The following is a 12,759-nucleotide window of genomic DNA, read 5'->3' as shown; positions in this document are numbered from 1 at the left end:
CCCGGCCTGCCCACCGCCATCATGGCTCAGCCCGTCAGACGCCTGAGGGAGTCACGGCGGATCAGGGTGCCGCTGAAGGCGGGCAGTGCGTCCCGGCTCCCCTCCTCCACCATGGTGATCAGGCGGTTGATGGTCTCCTGGATCATCCCGTTCACCGGCATCTTGACGCTCGACAGCGCGGGAATGACGTAAGGGGCCAGGGGGATGTCGTCAAACCCCACCACCGAGACCTCGTCAGGCACCATCACACCGGCTTCGTGCAGCCGTTTGATGGCCCCGATCGCCATGTCATCGTTGCTGGCCACCAGGGCGCTGAAGCGAGCGCCTCGCGCCAGCAAGGTCGAGACGGCGGCCGCGCCACAGGCGGGGGTCCATTTGCCGGGGGCGATCAAGGTCTCCTGCACGGGGATGCCGTGCCGGATCAGCGCCTGCCGGTAACCGGCCAGGCGCTCGGCGCCGGTGGGGGAATCCGCAGAGCCTGCAATGAAGGCGATCTCCCTGTGCCCCATGGCCACCAGCTTCTCCACCACCGCCTCCGCCGCCGCCTGCTGATCCGCATAGACGCAGTGGGCCGGATGGCGGCTCAGACGCCGGTTGAGCACCATGATGGGCTGCTCATGCTGCTCGATGATCTCGTCCATCTCCTCCACCCCAAGAAAACGTGGATAGATGATGACGCCATCGCAACGGGAATCGAGCAGATACTGGATGGCCTGGCGCTCCTCGTCGGCGCTGTGCTTGCCGTCCGCCAGTATGAGCTGGCGCCCGCGATCCTCTGTCATCCGCGCCACCTGGGAGAGCAGCTCGCCGAAGTAGACGCCGTGGTAGAGGGTGTTGGTGACCACCAGTCCCAGGGTCCGGGTGTGCCTGGTCGCCAGCTGCCTCGCCACCAGGTTGGGGCGATAGCCGCACTCCTCGATGGCCTGCTGCACCCGGTCCCGGGTCTCCTGGCTGGTGTAACCGTTGCCCGACAACACCCGGGAGACCGTCGCCTTCGACACCCCTGCCCGCCTTGCCACCTCCAGCATCGTCGTCATTGTGTTCTCCCTTGCTCGTAACGGGGCGCAGTGTACTGCACCGCCCCCGGCTTGTCGTCGCACGAATGGCGTGCAGGCCCGGGTTCAGTGATGCCATTCACGGATCCGGACGCTCGCTGCACAAGATGCTTGTCTCCCGCGCTCAGGCCGCGCACTCTACGTGGAACCGGTTCCACACTCAGTTTCATGCGCGTTCCCGCCCTTCGCGGCGGCGGGGGCGAGCAGGCCCACTTGGTGAAAAGGATCTACCTCGATGTCAAAAAACTATGCGGCTCTGGCCGGTACCGTCATCACCGCACTCGGCGGCGCCGACAACGTCGTCGCCGTGACCCACTGCATGACGCGGCTGCGCTTTGTGCTCGGCGATCCCGCCCGGGTCAATGGCCCTGCCCTCAAGGCGATCACGGGCGTGCTCGGGGTGGTGCAGGCGGACAACCAGTGTCAGGTGATCATCGGCAACACCGTCTCCCACGCCTATCGCGAGGTGCTGGCCCTGCTGCCCCAGGGCGGCGGGCAGACTCCGCTTCCGGAAGTTTCCGCTGGCTGGAGCCTGCGCCGCATGGGCGCCGCCATCCTCGACGCCCTGATCGGCACCATGTCCCCCCTCATCCCGGCCATCATCGGCGGCTCCATGCTCAAGCTGCTGGCCATGGTGCTGGAGATGACCGGCGTGCTGGAGAAAGGCTCCTCGACCCTCACCATCCTCACGGTGGCCGGGGATGGGGCCTTCTTCTTCCTGCCCCTGATGGTGGCCGCCTCCGCCGCCGTCAAGTTCAAGACCAACATGTCCCTGGCCATCGCCATCGCAGGCGTGCTGGTGCACCCCAGCTTCATCGAGCTGATGGCCAGAGCCGCCGAAGGGGAGCAGGTGACCTTCGCCCTGGTCCCGGTGACCGCGGTCAAATACACCTACACCGTCATTCCGGCGCTGGTGATGACCTGGTGCCTCTCCTACATCGAGGGCTGGGTCGACCGCATCACTCCGGCGGTCACCAAGAACTTCCTCAAACCCATGCTGATCGTGCTGATCGCGGCGCCGCTGGCCATCCTCTTCATCGGCCCCGTCGGCATCTGGATTGGCACCGCCATCTCCGGCCTGGTCTACACGGTCCACGACTACCTGGGCTGGCTGTCGGTGGCCATCATGGGGGCGCTCTGGCCCCTGCTGGTGATGACCGGCATGCACCGCGTCTTCACCCCGACCATCATCCAGACCATCGCCGAGACCGGCAAGGAAGGCATGGTGATGCCCTCCGAAATCGGCGCCAATCTCTCTCTTGGCGGCTCGTCCCTGGCGGTGGCCTGGCGCACCCGTAACCCGGAACTGCGCCAGACGGCGCTCGCGGCGGCCGCCTCCGCCATCATGGCGGGGATCTCCGAACCCGCGCTCTACGGTGTGGCCCTGCGCCTCAAGCGTCCGCTCATCGCGAGCCTCATCAGCGGCTTTGTCTGCGGCGCCGTCGCCGGCATGGCGGGGCTCGCCAGCCACTCCATGGCCGCCCCCGGGCTCTTTACCAGCGTGCAGTTCTTCGATCCGGCCAACCCCATGACCATCGCCTGGGTGTTCGGCGTGATGGCCCTCTCGGTGGTGCTCTCCTTCGTGCTGACCCTGGTGATGGGGTTCGAGGACATCCCGGTCGAGAGCCCGGCCCCCCGCGCCGAGCCCGTGCAACCCGTCGCCACCAGCCAGGCACAGGCCGGGCTGTGACACCCCATTCAGACATGACAAGAGGTAACCAATGTCGTTAACAAGATTTCCCGAGGGCTTTCTCTGGGGCGGTGCCCTGGCCGCCAATCAGGCGGAGGGCGGCTATCTCGAGGGGGGCAAGGGGCTGACCACGGTAGACATGATCCCCCATGGCCCGCGCCGCATGGCGGTCAAACTCGGCCAGGAGAAGCGCATCACCCTGCAAGATGACGAGTTCTACCCAAGCCACGGGGCTATCGATTTCTATCACCGCTATCGGGAGGACATCGCCCTGATGGCCGAGATGGGCTTCACCGTGTTTCGCACCTCCATCGCCTGGGCCCGTCTCTACCCCAGGGGGGACGAGCGCGAGCCCAATGCCGAGGGCATCGCCTTCTACCGCGCGGTGTTCGAGGAGTGCAGAAAGTACAACATCGAGCCCCTGGTGACCCTGTGCCACTTCGATGTGCCCATGCACCTGGTGACCGAGTACGGCTCCTGGCGCAACCGCCAGATGGTGGAGTTTTTCACCCGCTACGCCCGCACCTGCTTCGAGCAGTTCGACGGCCTGGTGAAGTACTGGCTCACCTTCAACGAGATCAACATCCTGCTGCACAGCCCCTTCTCCGGGGCGGGGCTGGTGTTCGAGCAAGGGGAGCACCAGGATCAGGTGAAGTATCAGGCCGCCCACCACGAGCTGGTGGCCAGCGCCCTGGCGACCCGGATCGCCCACGAGGTGAACCCGGCCAACCAGGTGGGCTGCATGCTGGCGGGGGGCAACTTCTACCCCTACTCCTGCAAGCCCGCCGACGTCTGGACCGCCCTCCAGAAAGATCGGGAGAACCTCCTCTTCATCGACGTACAGGCCAGGGGCGCCTATCCGGCCTATGCGCAGAGGGTGTTTCGTGACAAGGGGATCACCCTGGTGAAGGAGCCGGAAGATGACGAGATCCTCAGGCACACCGTGGATTTCGTCTCCTTCAGCTACTACGCCTCCCGCTGCGCCGCCGCCGACATGAATGCGGGCAACACCAGCGAGGCCAACGTGGTCAAGTCCCTGCGCAATCCCCACATCGAGGTGAGCGAGTGGGGCTGGGGCATCGATCCCCTGGGCCTTCGCATCACCCTCAACACCTTGCACGATCGCTACCAGAAGCCGCTCTTCCTGGTGGAAAACGGCCTGGGGGCGGTGGACGAAATGAACGAGCAAGAGGAGATAGAGGACGACTACCGCATCGACTACCTGCGCGCCCACATCGAGGCCATGGGGGACGCCATCGAGGACGGCGTGCCCCTGATGGGGTACACCAGCTGGGGCTGCATCGATCTCGTCTCCGCCTCCACCGGCGAGATGAGCAAGCGCTATGGCTTCGTCCACGTGGACCGGGACGACGCCGGCCATGGCACCCTGGCCCGCCGGCGCAAGAAGTCGTTCTGGTGGTACAAGAAGGTGATCGCGAGCAACGGGGAGGATCTGGCCTGAGGCCCCCTCAGTTTCGCCGCAAGGCGCATCCATGCAACAGGGGGGCCGAGGCCCCCCTGTTGTTCATCACGCTGGCAATCTGAAAACGTTTAACTGCCTTCGTTGAAGATCTCGAGGTTGCTGGTCCCTTCCTGCCACTCGCGCACGGCCTTGTTGTCGTCGCTGCGCAGGGCATTGAGGTGGTCCAGATAACCCTGATCCACGTCGGAGGTCACATAGTGACCGTTGAAGACCGAGGTCTCGAAGTGGCGCAGCTCGGGGTTGATCTCCCGCACCGCCTCTTCCAGATCTTCCAGATCCTGGAAGATGAGGCCGTCAGCACCGATAAGCTTGCACACCTCTTCCACTTCACGGCCATGGGCAATGAGCTCGTTGGCGGTGGGCATGTCGATGCCGTAGACGTTGGGGAAGCGAATTTCCGGTGCGGCCGAGGCGAAGTAGACCTTGGCGGCCCCCGCTTCACGGGCCATCTGGATGATCTGCTCGGAGGTGGTGCCCCGCACGATGGAGTCGTCCACCAGCAACACCTTCTTGCCCTTGAATTCGGAGCTGATGGCGTTGAGCTTGCGGCGCACCGACTTCTTGCGCTGGGTCTGACCCGGCATGATGAAGGTACGGCCGATGTAGCGGTTCTTCACGAAGCCCTGACGGTACGGAAGGCCCAGGGTGTGGGCGATTTCCAGTGCCACGTCGCAGGAGGTCTCGGGGATGGGGATGACCACGTCCACGTCGAGATCGTCCCACTCCCGTGCGATCTTCTGGCCCAGCTTGCGACCCATGTTGAGGCGGGCGGCATAGACGGAGACCTTGTCGATGAAGGAGTCGGGACGGGCGAAGTAGACGTATTCGAAGATGCAGGGGTTCATCTGCGGGTTCTCCGCACACTGCTCGGAGAAGAGCTGGCCCTGCTCGGTGATGTAGATGGCCTCGCCCGGGGCGACGTCACGCACCGTCTCGAAGCCGATGGCATCGAGGGCCACGCTCTCGGAGGCGAGCATGTACTCCACCTGCCCCTGCTCGTCGACCCGGCGACCCAGGATCAGCGGGCGAATGCCGTTGGGGTCGCGAAAGCCGATGAGACCGTGGCCGATCACCAGAGAGACCACGGCATAGGCGCCGCGGATCTGCTGGTGCACCTTGCGCACCGCCGAGAAGATATCTTCCGGGCGCAGCGCCATCTTGTCGCACAAGTCCAGCTCGTGGGCCAGCACATTCAACAGCACTTCGGAGTCCGAGGTGGTGTTGATGTGGCGGCGGGCCACCTTGAACTGCTGCTCCTTGAGCTCCTTGGCGTTGGTGAGGTTGCCGTTGTGGGCCAGCACCATGCCGTAGGGGGAGTTCACGTAAAACGGCTGCGCCTCTGCCGCACTGGAGCTGCCTGCGGTGGGATAACGGACGTGTCCGATGCCGATATTCCCTTTCAGGCGCTGCATGTGGCGCACTTCAAACACATCCTTCACCAGACCGTTGGCCTTGCGTTGCCGGAAGTTTCCACTGTCAATGGTCACGATCCCGGCGGCATCCTGTCCCCTGTGCTGCAACACCGTCAAGGCGTCGTAGAGGGCCTGATTGACGGGGGTGGTGCCAACTATACCGACAATACCGCACATGTCTTTGCTACCTCGAAGTCACTGTACCTGTTGAAGAAAACTGGACGAGTTCATCATGAACCCGAAAAACCACTGGATCACCGGCTTGAACTCCGGCACCAGCCTGGACGCCACCCACCAGTCGCTCTGGGAGAGGCTGGTGAAGGTATCCATGAAAAACAGCAGGGCGCTGACGATCAGCACCCCGCGAATGGCGCCAAAACAGACCCCGAGCACCCTGTCGGTGCCGGAAAGCCCGGTCTTTTCCACCAGCAGGCCCACCACGTAGTTCACCACGCTGCCGAGGATCAGGGTCGCCACGAACAGGGCGGCGATGGCCAGACCGTTGCGAACCATGGCATCGGAGAAAGAGGTGAAATAGACGGCGAGATCAGGATAGAAATGGCTGGCAATGAAAAAGGCGACGAACCAGGTGACCAGAGACATGGCCTCCTTGAGAAAGCCGCGCACCAGGCTGATGAGGGCGGAGAAACCGACGATGCCGATGATGGCGTAATCAATCCAGACCATAGAAAAAGATGTCCTGCGAAATTGCGGCGCAGTCTAACAAAAACGATTGCGCAATGCTTGATAAAATTGTGTTACAGGCCCGAAGGGAGCTATCCCTTCCCCTTGCGGCGGGTTTCCCGGGCCCAGAATGCACAACGCCATGGCATGCCATGGCGTTGTCGTCTGCAACGAGCGCTTACCCGATGTGGGTCAGGCCGCCCATGTAGGATTGCAGCGCAGCCGGGATGGCGATGCGGCCATCTGCCTGCTGGTAGTTCTCGAGCACGGCCACCAGGGTACGACCCACCGCCAGACCGGAACCATTCAGGGTGTGAATGAGCTGCGGTTTGCCGTCGATGCGCACGCGAGCCTGCATGCGGCGCGCCTGGAAGTCGGTGCAGTTGGAGACGGAGGAGATCTCGCGATAGGTGTTCTGGGCCGGCAGCCACACTTCCAGATCGTAGGTCTTGGCGGCGCAGAAGCCCATGTCACCGGTGGAAAGCGCCATCACGCGATACGGCAGCTCCAGCAGTTGCAGCACCTTCTCGGCGTGACCCACCATCTCTTCCAGGGCATCCCAGGATTTTTCCGGGTGCACCAGTTGCACCATCTCGACCTTGTCGAACTGGTGCATACGGATGAGGCCACGAGTATCACGACCGTAGGAGCCCGCTTCGGAGCGGAAGCAGGGGCTGTGGGCGGTCATCTTGATGGGCAGCTCCTGCTCGTCGAAGATCTCGTCACGGGCCATGTTGGTGAGCGGCACTTCGGAGGTCGGGATGAGGGAGAACTTGCGCACCTTGCCTTCGTCTTCCCCTTCCCCTTCGATGCCGGTATTGAAGAGATCCTGGGAGAACTTGGGCAGCTGGCCGGTGCCGTACAGGCTGTCCGGGTTGACCAGATAGGGCACGTAGCACTCGGTGTAGCCGTGCTGCTGGGTGTGCAGGTCCAGCATGAACTGGGCCAGGGCGCGGTGCAGACGGGCAATCTGGCCCTTCATGACCACGAAACGGGCGCCGGAGAGCTTGACGCCGTTCTTGAAGTCGACCCCCTTGGCCGCCTCACCCAGATCGATGTGATCGCGCACCGGGAAATCGAACTCACGGGGAGTGCCCCAGCGGCGGACCTCCACGTTGTCGTTCTCGTCACGGCCCACCGGGGTGGTCTCGCTCGGCAGGTTGGGGATGGCGTCGGCGATCCCCTTGAGCTGGGCCAGCAGGGCCTCCAGTTCGACCTTGCTGGTCTCGAGCTCGTCGTTGATCTTGGTCACCTCGGCCTTGAGGGGGGCAACATCTTCACCACGACGGGCAGCCTCACCGATGGACTTGGAGCGGGCGTTGCGCTCGGCCTGCAGCTCCTGGGTGCGGGACTGCAGATCCTTGCGTTTCTCTTCCAGAACATTGACCGCCGCTACGTCCAGAACGTAGCCACGTGTCGCCAGACGAGCGGCAGCTTCGGTGATGTCGCTGCGCAGATATTTGGGATCCAGCATGGTTTACCTACTTTTTTTAATGGGATCTGGGCCCGGGTCATCGTGACCGGGTTGGGAAACAGATCCGGAAGTTAACATCGGTTGGCGCACCCCTTTGCCTTCGGAATCGGGCCTTCGAAATCAAGAAGATGGTGCAAGGCCTAGACAACCGGGGTCAGACGGGCAGTGTAGCAGACCGCCCCCCCGCCCGAACAGGGACTATTGCGCCCGTTTTTGCCGGGAACCCCCTCCCCTGATGCCCTGGCCGTGCCCTTTTCCGGGCAAGGAGCTTGGAGGCCTTTCCTATCGCTTGCGCGGGCTCTGCTTGTCCAGCTCATGCAGATAGTCGAGCTTCTGGGCTATCTGCTTCTCAAGCCCCCGCTCGGTGGGTTGATAGTACTGCTTGCCGGCAAGCTCCGGGGGGAAGTACTGCTCGCCGGCGGCATAGGCCCCCGGCTCGTCGTGGGCGTAGCGATACTCGGCGCCGTAGCCCAGCTCGCTCATGAGCTTGGTCGGGGCATTGCGAAGGTGCGGCGGCACCTCGAAGTCCGGCAGGTTCTTGGCGTCGTGAAGCGCCGCCTTCCAGGCGGTGTAGACCGCATTGCTCTTGGGGGCGCAGGCGAGGTAGACGATGGCCTGGGCGATGGCCCGCTCCCCTTCCGCCGGGCCGATGCGATGGAAGCAGTCCCAGGCCGAGAGCGCCACCTGCATGGCACGGGGATCGGCGTTGCCCACGTCTTCCGAGGCAATCGCCAGCAAGCGGCGGGCGATGTAGAGGGGATCGCAGCCGGCGCTCACCATGCGGGCATACCAGTAGAGGGCCGCATCCGGTGCCGAGCCGCGAATGGACTTGTGCACCGCCGAGATGAGGTCGTAAAAGTGATCGCCGCCCTTGTCGAAACGGGCCACGTGCTCCCCCACCACGGCGGCGAGCAGGGTACTGTCGATCACCCGCGCCCCTGAGCTGTCGGCCTCGGCCATGTCGGCCAGGAGCTCCAGATAGTTCAGAGACTTGCGCCCGTCCCCGTCCACGGCTTTCGCCAGCGCCTCCTTGGCCCCGGGGGCAAAGCGCAGGCTAGGGTCATTGAGACCGCGCGGGTCCTGCATCGCCTGATCGATCATGGCGAGGATGTCCTGCTCCTCCAGCCTCTTGAGCAGATAGACCCGGGCCCGGGAGAGCAGCGCATTGTTGAGCTCGAACGAGGGGTTCTCGGTGGTGGCGCCGATGAAGGTGATGGTGCCGTCTTCGATGTGGGGCAGGAAGACATCCTGCTGGCTCTTGTTGAAGCGGTGGACTTCATCCACGAACAGGATGGTGCGCACCCCGCGCCAGCCGTTCTCCTTCGCCTTGTCGAGGGCCGCGCGGATCTCCTTGATGCCGGAGGTGACCGCCGAGAGCCGCTCCACCTCCGCCTGGCAGTAGTGGGCAACCAGTTCTGCCAGCGTGGTCTTGCCGGTGCCGGGGGGCCCCCAGAGGATCATGGAGTGGCAGTGCCCCGCCAGGATCGCTTTTCGCAGGGGCTTGTCCGGCCCCAGGATATGCTGCTGGCCGATGTACTGCTCGAGGGTTTGCGGCCGCATCCGGGCCGCCAGCGGACGAAAGTCCGAGGAGAAATCCAGGGATAAATTGTTCATCTGCATTGACCTTGCATCTGATCGGTCATAAACAACACCCGGTCAGACGATAACGCCGGTATCGGCTGGCTCATCAGCGCTGGTCGTCCAGCTCGACCCCCTTCGGGATCTTGAAGACAAATTCGTTGCCCTTGAGCACCGGCTTGCGGTTGAAGCTGCTCAGAGTGAACTCGCTCCACTGCCCTTGCGCCTCTTTCACGTCGAAGCGACTGATGTTGTTCTGACGGTCGAAGGTGATGCGAAAGGAGGCGATCAGCTCGTCCTTGTTGCGGCTGGTGACGGTATAGACATCCCCTTCCTGGGTCACGTCATAGTTCTTCCAGAGGCTGTTGTCGTTGCCCGCGATGAGCACGAAGGGGGTGTTGAGCACCGCATCCTTCATCTTGAGGGCGGTGACCTGCTCGACGAAGGGATCGTACACCCACACATCCTTGCCATCGGCCACGATCAGACTCTCGTCCGGGGAGGTAGTGTGCCAGTTGAAGCGGTTGGGTCGCTGCACCAGCAGGGAGCCGCTCGCCTTTTGCAGCTCCTTGCCCTTGCTGTCATAGACGGTCTGGGCAAACGTCGCGGAGAAGACATTGACGGAGGAGAGCTTCTCCTTGAGATCGCTGGCCGCATCGGCCCACACCTGGCTGCTGGCAACCAGCAGAATGGAACCCATCAACAGTTGTTTTTTCATCAGGCTCTTCATAGGGAGGTTCTCGATAAAAGGCCACGCCCGCAGAGGGCATGGCCAGAATGATACAGGAGTTAGGCTTAGTCACGAACCGGCGGCGGTGCCAGCACGTCGCGCTGGCCGTTCCCGCCCGGGGCGCTGACGATGCCCTGGTTTTCCATCTGCTCGATGAGACGGGCCGCCCGGTTGTAACCGATCTTGAACTTGCGCTGGACGCTGGAGGTGGAGCCACGGCGGGATTCCACCACGAAGGCCACCGCCTCGTCGAACAGGGGATCGAGCTCTTCATCGCCGCCCCCGCCGAAGTCGCCACCGCCGCCCTCGCCGTCCGACTCGCCGGAGAGGATCTCGTCGATGTAATCCGGCTCGCCACGCAGTTTCCAGTCCGCCACCACCTTGTGTACTTCGTGGTCATCGACGAAGGCACCGTGGACACGGGTGGGGTTGGAGGTGCCGGCAGGCATGTAGAGCATGTCACCCATGCCGAGCAGGGATTCGGCGCCCCCCTGGTCCAGGATGGTGCGCGAATCGATCTTGCTCGACACCTGGAAGGAGATCCGGGTCGGGATGTTGGCCTTGATGAGGCCGGTAATGACATCCACCGACGGACGCTGGGTCGCGAGGATAAGGTGAATACCGGCCGCCCGCGCCTTCTGGGCGATACGGGCGATAAGCTCCTCCACCTTCTTGCCGACGATCATCATCATGTCGGCGAACTCGTCCACCACCACCACGATGTGGGGCAGTTTTTCCAGCTCCGGCGGCATCTGATCCATGGAGTCGCCCGGACGCCACAGGGGGTCGACCAGGGGATCTCCCGCCTCGATGGCCGCCAGCACCTTGTCGTTGTACCCCTTGAGGTTGCGCACCCCGACCGCGGACATCAGCTTGTAGCGACGCTCCATCTCGCCTACGCACCAGCGCAGGGCGTTGGCGGCATCCTTCATATCGGTGACCACCTCGGTCAGCAGATGCGGAATGCCTTCGTAGACCGAGAGCTCCAGCATCTTGGGGTCGATCATGATGAAGCGCAGATCCTCGGGGGAGGATTTGTAGAGCATGGAGATGATCATGGTGTTCACCCCCACCGACTTGCCCGAGCCCGTGGTACCGGCCACCAGCAGGTGAGGCATCTTGGCAAGGTTCACTACCACGGGTTCCCCCGCGATGTCCTGACCCAGCCCCATGGTGAGCGGATTGCGGCTGGCCGCGAACGCCTCGCAGTCCAGGGTCTCCCGCAGGTAGACGGTCTGGCGTACCCGGTTGGGCAGCTCGATCCCGACGAACGTCTTGCCCGGGATCACTTCCACCACCCGCACGCTGCTGGCAGAGAGAGAACGGGCGAGATCCCGGGAAAGATTGGTGATCTTGCTCGCCTTCATGCCCGGCGCCAGGTCCAGTTCGAAGCGGGTAATGACGGGACCGGGATAGACGCCCACCACCTTGGCCTGCACGTTGTAATCGGCGAGCTTCGCCTCCACCAGCCGGCCCATGCGCTCCAGCTCGTCCTTGCTCATCATCTGGGTCTTGGCGGGTGGCCTGTCCAGCAGATCGATGCTCGGCAAAGGGGCCAGACCGGGCTGGGGACGACGCTTGGCTTTCACCGGCGCCGCGGCAACGGGAGCATCGGGTTCATCATCCCCCTCCGCCCAGGGCAAGTCGAGGTCATCTTCTTCCTGGCGCACGGCGGGACGCGGACGGCCATTGGCCACGCGCTTGCCCTTGGCGGCAGGCGCCGGAGCCTCGTCCTCTTCGTCGTCAAACTGCGGATCGAACTGGAAGGTGTCTTCGTCAAGCTCCGGCAGCCATTCGTCAGCTTTTGTCTTTTGAGCGCGATTCTTCGCCTTGGGGTTGCGTGTCCAGCTGCCGTGGGGGTCTTCGTCATCCTCTTCCTGATCGAAACTGCCCACGCCCCCTTCCAGCAGGGGATCCGGCCCCTCATAGCGGGGCTGACGCCAGCCACCGGTGAGCCAGCGGCCAAGAGTGGTGGGGAAATGGTAGATGGCGCTGACTGAGCCGGTGCAGGCGGCACCGATGCGCTCGACTATGGTGAGCCAGGACCAGCCGGTAAAGAGGGTGATGCCGGTCGCCACGAAGCAGAGCAGCATCAGGTTGGCCCCCACGCCGCCAAAGAGCGGCACCACGGCTGAGGCGATCACATCCCCCACCAGGCCGCCGGCGGAAAAGTTCTGCAAGTCGTTGAAGTTCATGCTGGCGATGGCGGACATGCCGAGCACCGTCAGCACGAAGCCGATGATCCGTACCGACAGGGTGAGGTAATCCACTTCCAGCAGCTTGCTCGGGCGCCAGAACAGGCTCCAGCCAAGCAGCACCACCAGAGGGGGCACTAGATAGGAGAAGGCCCCGAAGGTAAACATGGTGATGTCGGCGAGCCAGGCACCGGCGCTGCCCGCGAGGTTCTTCACCTCCCCTTGCCAGGAGGTTTGCGACCAGCCGGGATCGGCGGGATGGTAGGTCAGCAGGGCAAGCAAAAGATAGGCAGCCATCAGGGTGATGGCGATCAAGACGGCCTCGAAGATCCGTTGTGTACCTGATAAAGGAGTAAACAGCTTTTTATCGGCCAAACTCCGGCTCCTTTGTGAAAACATGAATGCGGGGATAGGGGGCCTAGTATCCCTGAAAAGCCCACCGATTGTCAGCCAGTGCC

The 12,759-nt window shown here is 63.4% G+C and carries 9 protein-coding genes; 2 read left to right on the top strand and 7 right to left on the bottom strand.

What is annotated here, in order from left to right; genetic code table 11:
* Nucleotides 1–26: 26 nt before the first annotated feature.
* The gene (locus J9893_RS11630) at nt 27–1,037 is read right to left on the bottom strand and encodes a LacI family DNA-binding transcriptional regulator (protein ID WP_210600488.1); all 1,011 of its coding nucleotides are present in this window, start codon (nt 1,035–1,037) and stop codon (nt 27–29) included.
* A 253-nt stretch (nt 1,038–1,290) separates the two neighbouring features.
* On the opposite strand from J9893_RS11630, the gene ascF reads away from it, so the two are divergent.
* Entirely contained in the window at nt 1,291–2,745 is a 1,455-nt protein-coding gene (gene ascF, locus J9893_RS11625) for a PTS cellobiose/arbutin/salicin transporter subunit IIBC (protein ID WP_139737209.1), read from the top strand.
* 31 nt (nt 2,746–2,776) lie between these two features.
* Nucleotides 2,777–4,207: a 6-phospho-beta-glucosidase gene (locus J9893_RS11620; protein WP_210600486.1), complete on the top strand. Its 1,431-nt coding sequence runs from the start codon at nt 2,777–2,779 to the stop codon at nt 4,205–4,207.
* Between the two features lie 89 nt (nt 4,208–4,296).
* Here J9893_RS11620 and purF read toward each other — a convergent pair whose 3' ends face one another.
* From purF to J9893_RS11590, 6 genes are all read right to left on the bottom strand, one after another.
* Nucleotides 4,297–5,817, bottom strand: a complete 1,521-nt coding sequence (gene purF / locus J9893_RS11615) for an amidophosphoribosyltransferase (protein WP_010674523.1) — start codon at nt 5,815–5,817, stop codon at nt 4,297–4,299.
* Nucleotides 5,818–5,835: 18 nt separating this feature from the next.
* Nucleotides 5,836–6,327 carry a CvpA family protein gene (locus tag J9893_RS11610; RefSeq protein ID WP_010674522.1) on the bottom strand — a complete coding sequence of 164 codons (492 nt, stop codon included), beginning with the start codon at nt 6,325–6,327 and terminating at the stop codon, nt 5,836–5,838.
* Nucleotides 6,328–6,502: 175 nt separating this feature from the next.
* Nucleotides 6,503–7,798 (bottom strand): serine--tRNA ligase, encoded by a 1,296-nt coding sequence (gene serS / locus J9893_RS11605; protein ID WP_210600484.1) that lies wholly within the window; start codon nt 7,796–7,798, stop codon nt 6,503–6,505.
* Nucleotides 7,799–8,080: 282 nt separating this feature from the next.
* On the bottom strand, nt 8,081–9,418 hold the full coding sequence (locus J9893_RS11600; RefSeq protein ID WP_282597914.1) for a replication-associated recombination protein A: 1,338 nt from the start codon (nt 9,416–9,418) through the stop codon (nt 8,081–8,083).
* Nucleotides 9,419–9,485: 67 nt separating this feature from the next.
* The gene (gene lolA, locus J9893_RS11595; protein WP_039039163.1) at nt 9,486–10,094 is read right to left on the bottom strand and encodes an outer membrane lipoprotein chaperone LolA; all 609 of its coding nucleotides are present in this window, start codon (nt 10,092–10,094) and stop codon (nt 9,486–9,488) included.
* A gap of 77 nt (nt 10,095–10,171) precedes the next feature.
* Nucleotides 10,172–12,676, bottom strand: a complete 2,505-nt coding sequence (locus J9893_RS11590; RefSeq protein ID WP_041211364.1) for a DNA translocase FtsK 4TM domain-containing protein — start codon at nt 12,674–12,676, stop codon at nt 10,172–10,174.
* Nucleotides 12,677–12,759 lie beyond the last annotated feature (83 nt).

The sequence above is a fragment of the Aeromonas sp. MaB10011B genome (assembly GCF_017939325.1).
Lineage (GTDB): Bacteria > Pseudomonadota > Gammaproteobacteria > Enterobacterales > Aeromonadaceae > Aeromonas > Aeromonas caviae.
The sequence above is the reverse complement of the archived record's forward strand: the minus strand, read 5'-3'. Positions and strand labels throughout refer to the sequence as shown.

Excerpts from the sequence above, each read along its gene's own strand:
- J9893_RS11630 (WP_210600488.1), bottom strand. The coding sequence starts at position 1,037 with ATGACGACGATGCTGGAGGTGGCAAGGCGGGCAGGGGTGTCGAAGGCG.
- ascF (WP_139737209.1), top strand. The coding sequence starts at position 1,291 with ATGTCAAAAAACTATGCGGCTCTGGCCGGTACCGTCATCACCGCACTC.
- J9893_RS11620 (WP_210600486.1), top strand. The coding sequence starts at position 2,777 with ATGTCGTTAACAAGATTTCCCGAGGGCTTTCTCTGGGGCGGTGCCCTG.
- purF (WP_010674523.1), bottom strand. The coding sequence starts at position 5,817 with ATGTGCGGTATTGTCGGTATAGTTGGCACCACCCCCGTCAATCAGGCC.
- J9893_RS11610 (WP_010674522.1), bottom strand. The coding sequence starts at position 6,327 with ATGGTCTGGATTGATTACGCCATCATCGGCATCGTCGGTTTCTCCGCC.
- serS (WP_210600484.1), bottom strand. The coding sequence starts at position 7,798 with ATGCTGGATCCCAAATATCTGCGCAGCGACATCACCGAAGCTGCCGCT.
- J9893_RS11600 (WP_282597914.1), bottom strand. The coding sequence starts at position 9,418 with ATGCAGATGAACAATTTATCCCTGGATTTCTCCTCGGACTTTCGTCCG.
- lolA (WP_039039163.1), bottom strand. The coding sequence starts at position 10,094 with ATGAAAAAACAACTGTTGATGGGTTCCATTCTGCTGGTTGCCAGCAGC.